At 40.9% G+C, this 18,302-nt stretch carries 11 protein-coding genes and 2 tRNA genes; 5 read left to right on the plus strand and 8 right to left on the minus strand.

All coding sequences use genetic code 11. The annotated features are described in order from the left end of the window. Positions 1–94: 94 nt before the first annotated feature. Genes LV85_RS15090 through LV85_RS15105 form a run of 4 tightly spaced genes read right to left on the minus strand, consistent with a single transcriptional unit; the run spans position 95 to position 3,283 of the window. The gene (locus tag LV85_RS15090; protein ID WP_111320903.1) at positions 95–655 is read right to left on the minus strand and encodes a 1-acyl-sn-glycerol-3-phosphate acyltransferase; all 561 of its coding nucleotides are present in this window, start codon (positions 653–655) and stop codon (positions 95–97) included. Beyond that, positions 652–1,455, minus strand: a complete 804-nt coding sequence (locus LV85_RS15095) for a patatin-like phospholipase family protein (RefSeq protein ID WP_111320905.1) — start codon at positions 1,453–1,455, stop codon at positions 652–654. The genes LV85_RS15090 and LV85_RS15095 overlap by 4 nt, the downstream gene beginning before the upstream one ends. Continuing rightward, positions 1,445–2,284, minus strand: a complete 840-nt coding sequence (locus LV85_RS15100; RefSeq protein ID WP_111320907.1) for an MBL fold metallo-hydrolase — start codon at positions 2,282–2,284, stop codon at positions 1,445–1,447. The genes LV85_RS15095 and LV85_RS15100 overlap by 11 nt, the downstream gene beginning before the upstream one ends. A 51-nt stretch (positions 2,285–2,335) precedes the next feature. Next, positions 2,336–3,283, minus strand: coding sequence for an acetyl-CoA carboxylase carboxyltransferase subunit alpha (locus LV85_RS15105; RefSeq protein ID WP_111320909.1), 948 nt, complete (start codon positions 3,281–3,283; stop codon positions 2,336–2,338). A 332-nt stretch (positions 3,284–3,615) separates the two neighbouring features. On the opposite strand from LV85_RS15105, the gene LV85_RS15115 reads away from it, so the two are divergent. Together LV85_RS15115 and LV85_RS15120 are read left to right on the plus strand one after the other, a co-directional pair. After that, positions 3,616–3,689, plus strand: a tRNA-Asp gene (locus tag LV85_RS15115). Positions 3,690–3,842: 153 nt separating this feature from the next. Next, a tRNA-Asp gene (locus LV85_RS15120) sits at positions 3,843–3,916 on the plus strand. A gap of 219 nt (positions 3,917–4,135) precedes the next feature. Here the strand turns inward: LV85_RS15120 and LV85_RS15125 are convergent. The 3 genes from LV85_RS15125 to LV85_RS15135 form a co-directional block, all read right to left on the minus strand. Then, entirely contained in the window at positions 4,136–7,696 is a 3,561-nt protein-coding gene (locus LV85_RS15125) for a PAS domain S-box protein (RefSeq protein WP_111320913.1), read from the minus strand. A 271-nt stretch (positions 7,697–7,967) separates the two neighbouring features. Beyond that, positions 7,968–8,975: a UDP-glucose 4-epimerase GalE gene (gene galE / locus LV85_RS15130; RefSeq protein ID WP_111320915.1), complete on the minus strand. Its 1,008-nt coding sequence runs from the start codon at positions 8,973–8,975 to the stop codon at positions 7,968–7,970. A gap of 228 nt (positions 8,976–9,203) precedes the next feature. Beyond that, entirely contained in the window at positions 9,204–12,308 is a 3,105-nt protein-coding gene (locus LV85_RS15135) for a PKD domain-containing protein (RefSeq protein ID WP_111320917.1), read from the minus strand. Between the two features lie 164 nt (positions 12,309–12,472). Here LV85_RS15135 and LV85_RS15140 point away from each other — a divergent pair, with 164 nt between their 5' ends. From LV85_RS15140 to LV85_RS15150, 3 genes are all read left to right on the plus strand, one after another. Next, positions 12,473–14,092: an ABC-F family ATP-binding cassette domain-containing protein gene (locus LV85_RS15140; RefSeq protein WP_111320919.1), complete on the plus strand. Its 1,620-nt coding sequence runs from the start codon at positions 12,473–12,475 to the stop codon at positions 14,090–14,092. A gap of 149 nt (positions 14,093–14,241) precedes the next feature. Next, positions 14,242–15,423, plus strand: coding sequence for a class I SAM-dependent rRNA methyltransferase (locus LV85_RS15145; RefSeq protein WP_111320921.1), 1,182 nt, complete (start codon positions 14,242–14,244; stop codon positions 15,421–15,423). 55 nt (positions 15,424–15,478) lie between these two features. Beyond that, positions 15,479–15,913: a hypothetical protein gene (locus LV85_RS15150; RefSeq protein ID WP_111320923.1), complete on the plus strand. Its 435-nt coding sequence runs from the start codon at positions 15,479–15,481 to the stop codon at positions 15,911–15,913. 744 nt (positions 15,914–16,657) lie between these two features. Here the strand turns inward: LV85_RS15150 and LV85_RS15155 are convergent. Further along, complete coding sequence (locus LV85_RS15155) at positions 16,658–18,235, minus strand: NAD(P)/FAD-dependent oxidoreductase (RefSeq protein WP_111320925.1); 1,578 nt, start codon at positions 18,233–18,235, stop codon at positions 16,658–16,660. Positions 18,236–18,302 lie beyond the last annotated feature (67 nt).

The raw sequence follows: 18,302 nt of genomic DNA on the forward strand, positions 1-18,302 counted from the left end.
AACCTAACTATTGATTTTTGAGATGTTATAGAAAGTTAAAATACATATTCTGGCTCTTTGAATTTTAAGATTTCAAATTTCAAACTTTAGAATTTTACAAAATCCCCTTCTCTGGATGCCTTCCGGTAACAGTTCTGCCGAAGACTTTTAGCTCTTCGATTTGTGCATCCATATTTCCATCAGGATAGATGCATGGCCCGATGCCCGCTTCCTTTTTCTTATAATCCAAGTACCCAACTACCACTGGAACATTTGCTCCAAGTGCAATATGATAGAATCCTGATTTCCATTTTTTTACCTGACTTCTAGTTCCTTCTGGGGTCACCATGATTACGAGTTCATCACGCTCATTGAGCATAGAAACCATTGACTCGGTATAGGTCTGTTTTCTACCTCCTGGCACACGCTTTCTGTCGATAGCGATAGCTCCCAAGCCTTTGAGCATCCAGCCCATTGGGCCTACCATGACTTCTTTTTTGATCGTAAACCGAACCGGAATATCCATAAGAAAAAAGGCAGCTCTGGCATACAAAATATCCCAATTGGAAGTATGTGGGATAGCGATGAGCACCGCTTTCTTTAAGCCTTTTGGCCATTGATCATTCAGAGACCAGCCGGAAACCCAAAACACAATACGGGACAAAAATTTCATCATGCTTTACTAGATTTAATGTTGTTCACAGCTAAGTCCAAAATTGAAGGATTATTTTCAATGTAATTCATCGTAAAGTCATAACCAACAGCAAACAACGCAGAAGCTTTTTTTATATCAAACACACCATAGCCTCCTAGTCCAGGAGGCTCTATGAAGTAATCACATTTGGATTTACGGCTATACACGTTATAATTCATGGCCATGATCACTGATCTTTCTATCAGCTTTTTCATATTACTGATATTGCTTTCTTCTGGCAGCTGATTGCAATTTACTCCTATCACATAATCACAGGTGCCGTCCAAAGGCTCCACAGGAAGATTATTAAGCACTCCACCATCCACCAGGTATCTCTTGCCGATCACAATAGGGTCAAACATACCCGGAATGCAAGAAGAAGCCATAATCGGCCTGATCAGCTCCCCTTCTGAATAATATCGAACCTTTCCCTTTTTGATATCTGTGGCTGCCACGGTCAAAGGAATCTGCAGCTCCGCAAAATCATCATGCTTAAGATATAGCTTAAATAGATTTCCTACAGAGTCCATTTTCAGAAAACCCGTCAAAGAAATTGCTGGGCGCATAAACTTGAAATAATTGGTCTCTACGATGATTTTGAGGATTTCATCAGGAGCGTAACCCTGGCAAAACATCGCACCGGCAATTGCACCAGCTGAGGTCCCAGAAACTTTCGTCGGGAAAATACCAGATTCGGTAAGGGCTTTTAAAACTCCCAAATGAGAAATCCCTCGAACTCCCCCACCGGAGAGTGCGATTCCTATCTTGAGATTAGATTTCATCCAGTCTAAAGGTTTGATCCAAGCGAACGCCCCTATCAGTCATTTTCACTGTGCAGCATTCATTTTCGGCATCATGCTCTAAGAACAAAATATATTCTTCTCGTGCTGCTTCCTCCAAGAACTTTGCTTTTTCATCCATTGTAAGCAGTGGACGCGTGTCATAGCCCATTACATAAGGCAAAGGAATGTGACCCACCGATGGAAGCAAATCAGCCACAAATACCAGCGTTCTACCCTTATATTGGATCTTAGGCAGCATCTGCTTATCCGTATGACCATCAGCGGTGATAAAGTCAAAGCCCGGAAGAAATGACTTCTTATCCAAGTCCAAATAGCCCAGTTGACCCAATTCTAGCATTGGAAGAATATTCTCTTTGAGAAAAGAAGCCTTTTCACGTGGGTTAGGGATTGTTGCCCAGTCCCAGTGATCTTTATTTGACCAGTAAGTGGCTCTAGGGAAACACATTTCGTATTGGCCATGCGAACCGTACTTCACGCCACCTCCACAATGGTCAAAGTGCAAATGTGTCAGGAAATTATCAGTGATTTGATGAGGGCTAATGCCTAGTTTCTTCAGGTTTTTGTCCAAAGAGTCATCTCCATGAAGATAATAATGAGAGAAAAATTTAGCATCCTGCTTATCTCCAATACCATTATCGATCAATACGATCCTATCACCATCGACCACAAGTAGAGATCTCATCGCCCAAGTACAGAGGTTATTTTCGTCAGCCTTATTGGTTCTAGACCAAAGCGTCTTTGGCACTACGCCAAACATGGCGCCACCATCTAATTTGAAAAAACCGGTATTGACTACGTGTAACTCCATGATATGAAAGAAAAATCCCGGACTCTGTAAGAGGTCCGGGTTTGAAATATTTTACTCAACTACTACTCCCATCGCACAAAACTTGTCGATGCGTTGATCAATTCTTTTTTCTGGTTTGATTTTATCCAATTCCTTTAGGGCTTGGAGGATGGCTTCCTTAAGTGTGATAGCCATTTTTTTCATATCTCTATGGGCGCCACCTAGCGGTTCTGGGATAATCCCATCTACCAATCCATTGCCTTCCATATCAATGGCAGTCAACTTCAGTGACTCAGCTGCCTGCTCCTTGTAATCCCAGCTTCTCCAAAGGATAGTAGAGCAGTTTTCAGGAGAGATTACTGAATACCAAGAGTTTTCCAACATCAGAACTCGGTCTCCAATAGCAATACCCAATGCTCCCCCTGATGCACCTTCACCAATAATGATGCAGATCACAGGAACTTTCAGCATAAACATATCTCTGATGTTTCGAGCAATAGCTTCGCCTTGTCCTCTTTCCTCAGCTTCCAATCCTGGAAATGCACCTGGAGTATCGATTAAGGTAACGATAGGCTTGCCAAACTTCTCCGCCATTTTCATAAGACGAAGTGCTTTTCTATAGCCTTCGGGATTTGCCATCCCAAAATTCCTCATCTGGCGTTGCTTGGTATTTCTACCTTTCTGCTGTCCTATGAACATCACAGATCTGCCGTCCAAATCTCCCAGACCACCTACCATTGCTTTGTCATCTGCTACATTCCTATCTCCATGAAGTTCGACAAAATCATTTGTCATCTCATAGATATAATCAAGTGCATACGGTCTATCTGCATGTCTGGAAAGCTGAACTCGCTGCCAGCGGGTCAGGTTTTGAAAAGTTTCTTTTTTCAAAGCGAGAATTTTTTCTTCAAGGGATTCAATATCTGAGCTTAAATCGATATTTCTGCCGGTAGCCAACTCCTTCATTTCCTGAAGTTTGTGTTCTAAATCAGCTATAGGTTTTTCAAATTCTAATACCATTCTGGTGATTTTTGGGAAAAACAAAGATAAGCATATACCCTTGGGAATTAAAATATTTAACTGAGGGTAAATGTATCTATCCTGAATTAATAATCAGAAAGCCCAGCAGTATAAATTGTGGGAATTTGAAAAAGCATACTCTCAGCATCCAAATAGGAGGAAGATTTGTTACGTGATGAAAAATTATCTCCTTGAAAAAGAAGTCTATACAAATTCTATCGTCAAATTTTCCGTTCTGTTTTTGCAATAACGAATCTAAAACATACCTTTGCATCACTTAAAAACGAGGTGTCTCAGCATAAACACTAAGACAATTTTGGATTTGAGCAAACGGAGTGGTAGTTCAGCTGGTTAGAATGCCTGCCTGTCACGCAGGAGGTCGCGGGTTCGAGTCCCGTCCATTCCGCTTAAGTATGATGAAAAAGTTCATCATTTTGTGACAAATAAATTATTGAAGTGATAGTTCAGCTGGCGACATGCTTGTCCCCATTCATCGGAAAGTTCGCGGATTCGAGATCACTTGAAGAGATAAAAAAGTTTATCTCAAATTTATAATATTGGAGTGGTAGTTCAGCTGGTTAGAATGCCTGCCTGTCACGCAGGAGGTCGCGGGTTCGAGTCCCGTCCATTCCGCACTAAGTCCCGAAGAAATTCGGGACTTTTTTGTTTTATTTATAGATGGAATTTTTTACATATATCGGATCAGTCCTAAAAGTTGGGGGAATTGACATAATCCTTTTTCCACCCTACTAACTCTATCCTTTCTTTATTTACCACTAGAGATAGCAGAAAAAGAAAAGGAGTAAATATCAAATATTTACCCCACCCACTTCTAATTCAAGATCAGTTCTTTTACTCCGCAATTCCAATATTCTCTTTATCAATAAGCTTTAGAACAACCTCAATTTCCTTCTCAAGAGCATCTAACAATCCTTTCAATTCTGAAGGTTCAATATCTTCCATCTGCTCCAAAACAACTGCCATTTTGGATAAATCCCGCATACCTGAGGAGATAGCCGTCCCAAATAATTTATGTCCAGCCTCGTTGATTTTAGTGAGATCCTGAGAAGCTATAAACTTCTTGAGTGAATCCAAAGAGCTCTTCAATTCAGACTTTACGATAGTCAATATTCCCTTCAATACTTCTGGATCATTATCGGTATAATTTTTCAGCTTTGCAGCATTGTAATGAGGATTTATAGCTGTACCTCCAGAATCCCTCGCAGCATCTCCAAATTCATAATCTGAGTCTAGCCACTTATTAAAGACCATCTCTATTGTCTCTTCTACCACTGGCTTTACGACGAAGTCATCCATTCCTGAAGCCAAGCATTTTTCCCGCTCACCTTTCACATTCCCTGCGGTAAAGGCAATAATGGGCACATGCGTATCTTTTTCTAAAACCCGAATACTCCTTGTTGCTTCATAGCCGTTCATGACCGGCATCTGCACATCCATCAGAATAATATCCGGGAATTGTTTTTTACAATATTCCAAAGCCTCCAATCCATTGCTTACCTCTACTAATGTAGCCTTTGGCGCGATCTTTTTGATGATAGTTTTGGCTAGTAACATATTCACTGGATTATCCTCTGCAACAAGCACTGTAAAAAGTCTAGCCGAACTCTGATGGACAGGAACTTCCTGTATTTCCTTAAACGAATCAAATGTATACAGTCTAGAAAGGGCCTGATAGAAATCCTGAATTTTCAGTGGTTTAATCAACCTATGATTTACCCGTAGTTCCCGACAACTTTCAATAATTTTATGATCATCTGAAGAACTATGTAGCAACATAATTGGCTCCGTCTTTTCCCAAGATGGGAAGGTTTCTCGTATTTTCCTGATAGTTTCCAAGCCATCCATAAACGGCATATGATAATCCATCAGAATCACATCGAAACTTTCTCCTGTGGACAAAATTTGAAGTGCTTCAAAGCCATTCGAGGCCTCAACAGAATTTATGTTTTTAAGAAGCAACATTTGCCTAACAATCAGCCTATTATTCTCATTGTCATCAACAATCAACACGTTCTTTATTTCATCTACATCAAACCAATCAATTGGCTCTCCGTCCTCAGTTTTCAAGGTGACTTCAAAATAAAACGTACTTCCTTCACCTGGTACGCTTGTCAAATGAAGCTGGCTATCCATCAGCCTAAGTAGACTATTGGAGATTGTCAATCCCAGTCCAGTCCCTCCATATTTCTTAGTGGTAGAGCTATCCTCCTGAGAGAAAGCTTCAAATATTTTGGATTGTTTCTCAGGCTTGATTCCAATTCCAGTATCTCTTACAGCAAACCGTATTTTATGCAAATCTCCATTTTTCTCAAGGGTTTGAATCTTCAACTCTATTTCACCCTTTTCTGTAAACTTGGAGGCATTGCCCAACAGGTTAACTAGAATTTGTTTTAGGCGAACTGAATCTGCATACACAAATCTAGGGAGGTCTGTTGCCAAATTCAGGAGCATCTCTAGACCTTTGCTTTGGATTTGATAGGTAATGATGTCTGTAGCCTGCGAGCTCATCTCGTAGAGATCACATTTATCTATGTCTAGCTCGAGTCTTCCTGCCTCTATTTTAGAGAAATCAAGAATATCATTAATGATACTCAAAAGCGCATTTGCTGATTGGTTTACGATCGACAAATACTGATGCTGTGTTTCATTTAGATTGGTTTTGAGCACTAGATCAGTGAATCCAATTACACCATTCAAAGGAGTACGTATTTCATGACTCATATTCGCGAGAAACTCGGACTTGGCAACACTGGCTTCCTCTGCTAGTTTCTTCGTTCGTTCCAATTCCAACCGTGCTTTTTTGGTTTCATCTATATCCTGAAATGTCCCAAAAATCCTTTTACAAACACCATTAACCATCTCTCCCTGACCAATTGACCTAACCCAGATTTCATTGCCTAGATGAGTCACCAATTGCAGTTCCAAATCCCAAGATTTCCCTTCTAATATCGTACTATCAAGTGCTTCAATAATTTTATCTCTACTTTCACCTTCTTTGTAAAAATTAATACCAGTAGCCAAATCAGGCTCATATTCAGGAGGTAGCTCATGAATTTGCTTAGTCATAGGTGTCCAGGTGACCTGCTGAAGTTCAAGATCCAGATTCCATCCTCCTACTCTAGCAACTTTGCCTGTTTCCTCCAGTAATAGCTTAGTTTGTCTCAAATCCTCTTCCAACTTCACGCGCGCAGTTATATCTATCGCGTTTCCAATCACATATAAAGCTCCATCTTCAGAGCTCCTCTCAAGGACATTGTTGAACATCCAGATATAAGTCTCTCCATTCTTATGCTGAGTAACCATTTGGTTACTCAATTTCCCCTCTTTTTCAATGGTCTTCAAATAAATACCCACAGCCTCTTGTCTATACTCCGGGACCAATTCCAACAAGTTCATACCTATAATCTCGGATTCAGTATAACCCAACATCTCGGCTCCGGCCTTATTTACAGCCAACAATTTCCCCTGCATATCATGAGTGCACATAAAACCAGGTGAATTCTGAAAAAACACACGCTGCCTCTTTTCACTTTGCTCGAGCTCCAATTCTCTCTGGCTGGCTTCCGTGATATCTCTTGCAATAGCATAAAGATTTCCAGTGACTATTTCAGGAGAAGCCACCCATTCTAAGATCTTGTATGTCCCGTCTTCGCACTTGAATCTATGAGAGAAATTAATCGTGGATTCCCCTTCGGAAAGGCGCTTAATTTCCAATCCAGTTTTCTCCAAATCATCAGGATGTACTAACTCAAAAAAGGATGTGCTTAATAACTTTTCCTTGGACCAACCTAACAACCTAGTAAATGAAGGATTGACTTTCTTAAAAAACCCATCCACCCCAGCGATGCAAATGAGGTCATTCGATAAGTTGAATAACTTCTCTACGTTGCTAAATTCATTTAGCATTGTCCTTTCTTCAATTATTATCAAAGCCTCGCTGGCTAATAATCGAAGAGCTGTTCTACTCTTTTCATCCAAAGAAATTGACTGATCACCAAGAACCACTAGGCATCCTACCCATTCTTTATTCTCAGCTTGTAATGGGATTCCTACAAAGGATTTGATAGAAGAATCGGAAAAATCTTTGGCGATTTTGGCATCGAGTGAAAGTGTGGCAATATCTTCACAACTTACTATTTCACTACTTCCCGAGGTTTGATTTTTAAAAAAAGCATAAAGTTCAGGACTAGCTTCATTGTCTCCAACTTCTGCTGTAAAACCTACCTTAGAAGCGTCCTCAAATAAGAAAATCGCTTTGGGGGTGCTACAAATAATAGAGCCAAGCTGGCAAATTCTATACAGTGAGGCATCCTGAACAGGATCGAGATTTTGATAACTATGAACTGACAAATGATCGGATTTACTTTCCCCTTTATCGGAATTTTTACTCATGCCTAACTGTGTTTTTTTCTATTCTTCACCAACTCTCCTAAAACCAAAAACGTCTTAATTTTGCTCTCAAATTATCACTCTTTCAGAACAATAAAAAGCGAGGATAAACGATCCGAAAACTTCATTCCAAGTCATTATCAAGTCTATATACGCTAAAATGCCTGTTGAATAATGAATTCCGATTTTCGTCTCTCATCAATACTAAAATAAAAAGACTCGCTTGAAGTCATATAATTCATCAAACGAGCCTTTTTCAATTCATCTTGTAGAATTACAAGGTCTTTTGCCAGTTCCAGCTATCTCGCAAGGAATCTTCCAGAGAATAACTCGGCTCCCAGTTTAGCACTGTATTGATTTTGCTAGTATCTGCCCAGATTTTCACAATATCTCCTGGTCTTCTAGCTCCGATCTCAAAGTTTACTTTTACACCATTGATTTTCTCGAAAGTACGAAGCACCTCTAAGACCGTGTTGCCATTTCCGGTACCGACATTAAACACATCGTAGAAATTATTCTCTTGAGCTCCCAAATAGGCCAAAGCCTTCACGTGTGCATCTGCTAAATCCATCACATGGATGAAATCACGAACACATGAACCATCTACAGTATCGTAGTCGTCTCCGAAGACGGTAAGCTTCTCGCGGATGCCCGCTGCTGTCTGTGTCACAAACGGAACCAAATTAGCTGGTGTACCGATAGGCAACTCTCCTATTTTCGCAGATGGATGTGCTCCTACTGGATTGAAGTATCGCAAGGAAATCACTCGGATTCCAGCTTGACTCTTTACAAAATCCATCAAAATATCCTCGCAGATTTTCTTCGTATTGCCATAAGGGCTTTCAGCGTCTTGTCTAGGTGTCTCTTCTGTAACCGGCAATATCTCCGGCTGACCATAGACTGTACATGAAGAAGAAAAAACCAGGTCTTTGATTTGCTTAGCACGCATAAAATCAAGAATTGTCAATAAAGAACCCAAGTTGTTCTGGTAGTATTTCAAGGGTTGCACGGTACTTTCTCCCACCGCCTTGAACGCGGCGAAATGAATGACACCAGAGATATCATGTTTATCAGCGATTTGATCCAAAAGATTACGATCGCTGCAATCGCCCTTATAAAAAGTAAGCCTTTTGCCTAGAATCTCTTCTAATCTATCCAGTACTTTTTCGTCAGAATTAGAGAGATCGTCAATGATAATTGGGTTGAAACCCGCTTCAACTAGTTGAACTGCAGTGTGAGAACCTATATATCCGGCTCCGCCAGTGATTAAAATGTTTTTCATTCGTGGTTAAATTTTGCTTAGGCAAAACTATCTAATTGCATGGATTATCGGATTGTTTTCGGTGAAGAGTTATCGAAAGATTTCAAATGTCCAACAGAATGCATCTGTTATCAGATCAGGTCATCCTTTGTTACTACATGTGAAGTGAGAGTTTCACAAACACAAAAAAAACTGACTTTGAAGTAACCACTTTCTATCTCATAAGGCTTGTAAGTACAGAATATTTGATTATCTAACTAATAAAAAGCTCCCTCTTTTCTCGACAGTTTTAATCTCACCATCTAGAGGAAAGCTATACTGCATAAGGAAGGTATAAGTACCCAAAGTGGCATTTTCTCCATTCACCAAACCATTCCAGCCTTCCTTGCCTTGGTAAATCAATTGCCCCCATCGATTAAAAATCCATATATCAAAATTGATCTCGCAATTTGAAACACCTTCGAAGAGACCTCCATCTTTGGATGGATTGTAGCCTGTAGGCATTCTTACCTCAGGAGCTTTTTCTTCAACTACCCCAGTTCCCAAACTCACACAGCCAGAAGCATCCAGCACTGAGATACTATAAGTACCCTTTGCTAAACCAGTGAGGGAATTTTGAGTAACACTCTGCTCATCCCAGTAATAGATGTACGGTGCCTTGCCCCCATCAGGAAAAGCAAACAATTCACCATTGCTTCCTCCAGGACAAGCCGGCTTAGTCATTCGTACATCCACCTCTAAAGCAAGGGGGGAGCTAATCTCGAAACTAAGCGGTATAGCACAACCATTCTGATCAATTATGGAAAGTTCATATTTCCCTTGCGCCACATCAATTAGGTTAAGCTGGTTAGAAAACACTTTTTCGCCATCCAGATCTAATGTATAAGGCGAGGTACCACCCGTTACGGACAAGTTCAAAATACCGTCCTTTTTTCCATAGCAACTTACTCCTACTACATCTACTGAGCTAATCGCTAACAAAGCTGGTTCGGTAATTTCTAAATCCTCTAGGACTCTTTCACATCCAAGCTGATCGACTACGGTCACCGAATAGTTTCCTGCAGGCAAATTTTTAGCAGTTGACTCATTCAAATCCGCGTCGTGAGACCATCTAAACTCATATGACCCAACACCACCGCTGACATCTAGAGTTATTTGCCCATTAGTCTCTGAAATACATTTGACATCTTCTAAACCGGCTATTTTGACTTCAAACTCATCTGCAACAGCAACTTCCACTGCTTCAGAAGTCCCCGCACAGGAGTGATCAATCAAACTGTAGGTCATATAACTTACAGTCCCAATAACACCTGGAATATTCCAGCTGATCTCAACCGTATTTTGATCCTCACCTGAAACAATTTCTCCCCCAGTTACCGTCCACTCATATCCTCTTCCTACGGAGGAATTGGGAGCAGCAAATAAATGTGTGGTGAGCGGATCAAAACATACCTCCAAATTACCGATAGGATCAGCAGCATCAAGAATCACGTTGACTACAACATCAAGTGTAATTGGTTCAACTAGGCAACCATTCGTACTAATTGGACTAGCGACAATTTTGGCATTAGGATTAGCTGGCCCCCAATTAACCAAAACAGAGTCTCCATAATCTTCTACAATAGTCCCGCCTTCTACCTCAAAAGTTACAGACTTGATGTTTTCAAGTGATCCAAGTTTATAGATCAACTCCTCTACATCGGGACAAACTGACGTTTCCCCTACAATCTCCGATGTAGAAGCCAACACTTCTACCTTAAAAGTTTCTTCCTCTTGCTGATCACAGGTATTAGGACTAATTGAGGCTGTAACTGTAACGTCATATATCCCAGGCTTGTCAAAGGTATGAGTAACATCCTGCCCTTCCTTGAGCACAGTCCCATCTCCAAAATCCCAAGTAAAATAGGTAAAGGCATCACTTTCCGGCAAAATACTCCAGGCTCCTTCCTGATCTAGGCAGGCTACCCTATCGCCTTCCACCTCAAAATCATAGTCTACTTTGACTTCAAAATTCAGATTATCCAAGGCCGCGCCTACTGCATATCCATAGGACTCCAAGTAGCCAAAACCATACACGTATGCGATAAACCCTTCTGAATTGGTCAAATGATGTACTCCTCTGGAAATAGTCTTACGTGTATAAGAATAGGCGGAATTCCCTGGGACTTGCGTAAAGGAGGAACCGATATTATTTCCGTCCAAAAATGTCTTTGACTCAGCACCAGCAGGGACTATTATATTCACATAGCTCACTTCTATAGATTGTAAGGAAAGTGCCGAGAACTCCACCTTTTTCAGAAGCTGTTCATTAGGACTGTAGGAAATCATAAAAGGATCGCCTTGTTGATATTTTGGATCCCCAACCAGGTTACATTCCTGACTCTTAGAAAACATGGTCACCGAAGAAGGTTTGGAAGTAGTAATGGAAACAGTCTGGTCTGCATTGAAATCAAATTTCAAAAATTCTGTAGCATCGATAGTACCTCGACTGATTCCATTCACAAATACATCTGTATCATCCTCTGATGCTAGAACCTTCACCAATTCCCCCGAGGTTCTCCCCTCCAATGCTACATGAATATATGATTTTCCCCAGGTGCTTATAGGATAAGCTTGTTGAAAAAGATTGTCATTTGCTCCACCGCAATTACCCACTGAAGTCCACTTATTCCCTCCGAATACTGCAATTTTCTTACATGAATTAGCATCTTCTCCTATCACTCGGATCCGCGAGCCAGTCAGGTCAAACCTTTCCTTAATCTGGTAACTTTGACCTCGATTCAAATCTATAGTAAAAGGAGCTGTTCCATTGCTTTTAGTGATTTCAATCTTTGTATCGTCCTCCGTGGCAACCACCAGCAAACTACTTTCATCATCAATATTACCATCATATTCCACCGGAGCAGTTAGCCGCTCAAAGTGAGAAGTCACGAGATAATCTTTGCCCAATGCCCCTATAGGCAATACCACCGTACCATCTGCACTTCGTATTCGCTCATTAAAAGCATATACCGACAAATCCCCTGTGGAACTGATGTATATCCCTTTGTTTTCTACTCGCTGAGAAAATCTATGAAGCAAATCATACAACTGAGAATCAACAGTCAAAGAATAACGATTCCCCTGCGTAAGCGATGCTGTACGGGTAGTACCTAGATATTCAATCGTGAAAGTAGCATCCTCTACCGCAGTTATTTCTAAGACGGCTCTATCAGAAGCTCCTGGAAGAATCCGGTTGTTGTCCATAAATCCCAGCCAAAACTCTTTCCCAATCGTAGAGATTTGACCATAGGATGCTACTGCAAAAAACTGTAGCAAAAGGAGTAAATATACAAGCCGGTAAATTTTCTTCATTCAGTACTCAAAAACACAATAATTGCTCAATATAGCTAACTGATAAAAATAAACTTAGCCATCCGGTCAGAAAGCAGCATACTAACTACCCAAAAGCTTGTCAATAGCTAAGTCTTCACATATTTAATCCTTATCTTTGCGCCTCAAAAAAGAAGAAATATAGAATGGTATCAGTAGATAATTTATCACTCAAGTTTGGTAAGAGAACCCTTTTCGACGAAGTTTCCTTAAAGTTCAATCCTGGCAATTGCTATGGTGTGATCGGGGCTAATGGAGCTGGAAAGTCAACTTTTTTGAAAATACTTTCTGGGGAAATGGATAGTACCAGTGGTGGCATCAGTATCACTCCTGGTCAGCGAATGGCGGTTTTAAGTCAAAATCACTTTGGTTTCGATGAAGTGGAAGTGCTTAAAACGGTTCTGATGGGTCACAAAACCCTTTACGCTATCATGGAGGAAAAGGACGCTATCTATATGAAAGAGGATTTTTCTGAAGAAGATGGCTTACGCGCCTCACAGTTAGAAGCTGATTTTGCAGAAATGGATGGCTGGAATTCTGAATCTGATGCTGCAGCGCTGCTATCAGGACTGGGTATCACCGAAGACCTGCATTACATGCAAATGAAAGATCTTGCGGGTAATCAGAAAGTTCGTGTACTCCTAGCTCAAGCACTTTTTGGAAATCCTGATATCTTGATTCTCGATGAGCCTACCAACGATTTGGATGCGGCGACTATTGAGTGGTTAGAGAATTTCTTGCTTGATTTCAAAAACTTGGTGATTGTCGTATCTCACGATAGACACTTCCTAGACTCAGTTTCTACCCACATCGTGGATATTGACTTCGGAAAAATCAAAATCTATTCAGGTAACTATACCTTCTGGTACGAATCTTCTCAGCTAGCTTTGAAGCAGCGATCGGATTCCAACAAGAAGGCTGAGGATAAGAAGAAAGAATTACAGGCATTTATCGATCGATTCTCCGCCAACGTCGCCAAGTCAAAGCAGGCTACAGCACGTAAAAAGATGATCGAAAAGCTGAACATCGATGAGATTGAGCCTTCGATGAGAAAATACCCTGGCATCATTTTCAAGCCAGAAAGAGAAGCTGGAGACCAGATTTTCATGACCGAGAACTTGGAATTGAAAGCTGACGGAGTGACTTACTTCACTGATGTCAATCTGATGGTGGACAAGGGTGACAAGATTGCTTTTATCTCTAAGACCAAGCAGGCTGTCAATAAATTCTTCCAAACGATAATGGAAGAAATTCCTGCTTCGAAGGGAAGTTACAAATGGGGAGTTACGATAAACAAGGCCTACTTGCCAAACGATAACTCAGAGTTTTTCAAAACAGATATTTCTCTGATCGATTGGCTGAGACAGTTCTCTGGAAATCAGGAAGAGGCATATGTGAGAACTTTCTTGGGAAGAATGCTTTTCACAGGTGAAGAGTCTTTGAAGAAATGCTCTGTGCTTTCTGGAGGTGAAAAAGTTCGTTGTATGATATCCAAAATGATGCTACAGAATCCAAACCTTCTGGTAATGGACGAGCCAACAAACCACTTGGATTTGGAGTCAATCACAGCTTTCAACAATGCAATCATTGACTTTACCGGAACGGTGCTGATGTCATCCTATGATCATGCCTTTGTGCAGTCTTCCGCCAATAGAATTGTAGAATTCACTCCAAATGGCACAATTGATAGAAGAATGCCATACGATGATTACTTGGAGAATGAAGAAATCAAGGCATTGAGAGAGCAGATGTACGGTAAATCTTAATACCGATTAGTTGCTTCTCACTGCAATCATAATCTATTTGGCGATCACAATCGCTATCGGAGCTCGGGCTTCAAAATTCGTAAAGGGATCGAAGGACTTTGTTTTTGAAGCTCATTCGCTCCCTTTATTATTCTACAATAAATTTATCTATGAACTATCCTAAAATCATCCTCAAACACGGAAAAGAGATTTCCTTGAAAAGACGCCATCATTGGGTGTTTTCAGGTGCTATTTTCCAAAAAGACTCTGACCTAGAAAATGGCCAATTGGTTACCGTTCGCTCTTCAAAAGATGAGTTTTTGGGAATAGGTCATTTTGCCGAAGGCTCAATTATGGTTAGGATCATTTCCTTCGAGGAAAGAGAAATCGATCAGGACTTTTGGAATGAGAAGGTTACTTCAGCACTTACTTTAAGAACAAGCCTAGGGCTAACTGATAATGAAGAGACTAACGTATATCGATTGATCCATGGAGAAGGTGATTTACTACCAGGCTTGATTGTAGATTACTACAATGGGACGGCAGTTATCCAGGCACATCAAATAGGTATGCATGCGCATTTAAAGGAAATTGCCCAAGCCATCAAAACAGCCTATGGAGATCAAATTTCTGGTGTTTATGACAAAAGCGCTGAGACCTTACCAAAGAATTTGGGCATCACATCCAATGAATGGGTACTTGGCGAGCCAAAAACTGATCTAGTTCAGGAGTATGGAGCTACCTATAAAATCGATTGGGAAAAGGGCCAGAAAACCGGTTTCTTTATCGATCAGCGAGAGAACAGAAAATTGCTTGCTTCTTATTCCAAAGGAAAAAAAGTATTGAACACCTTTTGTTACTCTGGAGGATTTTCGGTCTTGGCTTTACAAGAAGGCGCAGCTGAGGTACATTCCGTGGACATCTCTAATAAGGCAATTGATCTGACGGAAGAAAATATTCAGCTCAATCCATCGATCAAAGGAAAACACGAGTCGAAAGTTGCTGACGTCGTCAAATACATCCGTGAAATAGGAGACGATTACGATCTGATTGTGTTAGACCCTCCCGCATTTGCCAAAAACCTGAAAGCTCGGCACAATGCAGTGCAGGCTTATAAGAGACTGAATTTAGAGGCTTTGAAGAAAATCAAATCCGGAGGAATTCTCTTTACATTCTCCTGTAGTCAGGTGGTAGACAAGGCACTATTCCGCAATACTGTCACTGCAGCGGCTCTTGAATGTGGCAGAAAGGTGCAGATCCTTCATCAGGTTACGCAACCTGCGGATCACCCGATTAATATTTTCCATCCAGAAACTGAATACCTCAAAGGCTTAGTGCTTTTTGTGGAGTAAAAACAGCGTTTTTAAAGTCTTTTGACCTATTTTCGTTTACTAATAAAAACACATCATGTACACAGGAATTCAACATCTTCATTCAGGAATCGCTTATCTGGCATTGTTTGCTTTGGTAGTGGTAATTATTTACATGCTTATCGGTTCACTTTCAAATCGTGAGTTCACGGAGAAAGATCGTAAAATAGGATTGATTGCTTTTATCCTTTGTCACATCCAATTGCTTGTAGGCTTGATTCTTTATTTCCTAAGTCCACTTGGCTTAGAAATGCTAAAATCTGGCTCAGCCATGTCTGATCCAGCAGCTAGACTTCTTGCGTTAGAGCATCCATTGATCAATATTATTGCGATAGTTTTAATTAGCATTGGCTATATCCGAGCGAAAAAACCTGGCGCATCCCGAGCAAGATTCAGAAGCATTTACATGATGTACGCCATAGGATTGGTGTTGATTCTGATGCGAATTCCTTGGTCAACTTGGTTGGCATAAGTCGGGTTATCATATCATTGAGGCCCTAATAACAATGTTTGGATTTCATCATTCAGCATAAAATGAAAAGAGCTAGCATGTATCATGTTAGCTCTTTTTGGTTTTATAGCTGGTTGATAGATTTATCCATTTCAGGACTATCTGAGGATATACTAAATATGATTTCTATTTTCCATTCCTCGGGAAAAACGATCCTTTTAAAAAAACGTTCTGCTCCGATGGGAATAAACCGAAACTATTTTTTAAACCATGGGTTACGCTGCGCTAAACCCATGGCTACAAAACAATCAGCCCTACGGGCTTTATTGCTTGATCGCCGAAGGTACCAGCGAATAATGATTCTCCCTTACATATCTCTGGGTCACCACGAGTGGCATTAACATGATTAATTGCTTTCACCGTGGTCTGTGTCCCCTCAAACCAAGCCTATAAATCATCGCCGCCGTTCGTGTCGTCACGAACGGTTTTAGTAAAGAATAATAGACCTATTTATGAGATTTTACTTAAGGATTTATCCCTTTCAGGACTATCTGAAGATATACTAAATATGATTTCCATTTTCCATTCCTCGGGAAAAACGATCATATAAAAAAACGCTCTGCTCCGAGGAGAATAAACCGAAACATTTTTTTTAAACCATGGGTTACGCTACGCCAAACCCATGGCTACAAAACAATCAGCCCTACAGGCTTTATTGCTTGATCGCCGCCGGTACGGGCGAATAATGATTTGCCTCTACATGTATCACTTCACGTACGCTGCTATCAATCGCTCAGCACATCGTTCTCCATCCATCGCCGCAGACACAATTCCACCTGCATATCCGGCGCCCTCACCACAAGGATACAATCGCTTGATCTGGATATGCTCAAAAGACTCCCTATCACGAGGAATACGTACTGGTGAAGAAGTTCTGCTTTCAATACCGATCAACTGAGCATCATTGGTATAATAGCCTTTCATCTTTTGGCCGAAAGCCTTAAAAGCAATAGCCAAACGTGCTGAAATAAAGTCCGGAAGAACATCTCTCATTTCCACTGAATTCAGGCCTGGTTGATAGGATGTATCAAGCAAGGACGAACTCACTTTTCTGTCAACAAAATCAATCATTCGCTGAGCTGGCGCTGCTTGAGTTTTACCACCTGCTACCCAAGCTTTTTTCTCCACATCAGCTTGAAACTCCATTGCCGCCAAAGGACCGAACTTTTGATATTCTGGCAAGTCTTCTAATTCTACCGAAGCCACAATTCCCGAATTGGCAAACTTCCCATCTCTACGACTTGGGCTCATGCCATTTACAACCAATTCTCCCGGAGCAGTAGCAGCAGGGACTATAAATCCACCTGGGCACATACAAAAGCTAAAAACCCCTCTTTTCTTTTTCTTAAATTCTGTCTGATGGACCAATGAATATGCAGAAGCAGGCAAATAAGGCCCACGATCTATACCACAGTGATATTGGATACTATCGATGAGATTTTGGCTATGCTCAATTCTTACCCCAAGCGCAAAAGGTTTCGCTTCGATTGTAATCTCCTTTTTGTGGAGCAAATGAAAAATATCACGAGCAGAGTGGCCAGTCGCCAAAATGACGCCAATCCCAGTAATGCTATCTCCATGCTGAGTGACTACCCCCTTCATTTCATTTCCTTCCAGTATGAAATCTTCAACTCTGGTGTCAAATAAAACTTCCCCTCCAAACTGCTTGATACTTTCCCTAAGATCTTCCACAAGTTTGGGAAGCTTATTAGTACCAATATGAGGATGTGCGTCGACCAGAATTTCTTCTGTCGCTCCATGAGCTACCAGAATTTCCATAATCCGCCGAATATCTCCTCGCTTTTTGGATCTAGTGTACAGCTTCCCGTCCGAATAAGTACCGGCTCCACCTTCGCCGAAACAGTAATTAGAATCTGGATTTACTAAATGGTCTTTGTTAATGGCTGCAAGATCTCGACGGCGGGATTTGACATCCTTACCTCGTTCGATCACAATGGGCTTCACTCCAAGTTCAATCGCACGTAGCGCTGCAAAAAGTCCAGCCGGACCTGCCCCTACTATAATGATTGGATCTTCATTTCCGACATTTTTATAGGCTGGTTTATGATCAAGCATTGCTGGCGGAGTTTCTTTGATAAAAAGCTCTGCCTGAATATTTATTTTGACATTTCTGCCTCTTGCATCAATGGAGCGTTTAACCTGCCTTGCTATGGCATCAGAGGAATCCGCCGGAAGCCCAGCCTTCTTGAGGACTACTTCTTGAAAAACAATAGGATCATAAGCCTCTTGCGGGCTCAATTGTAGGGTGAATTCTTTTTTCATGATGTAAGGTTTTTATCCTTAAATGTGATGAGTGAAGATACTGTTTTTAGCAAATAGAATGTTCTAT

Origin of the sequence: Algoriphagus chordae, assembly GCF_003254055.1 — a bacterium.
Classification (GTDB): Bacteria; Bacteroidota; Bacteroidia; order Cytophagales; family Cyclobacteriaceae; genus Algoriphagus; species Algoriphagus chordae.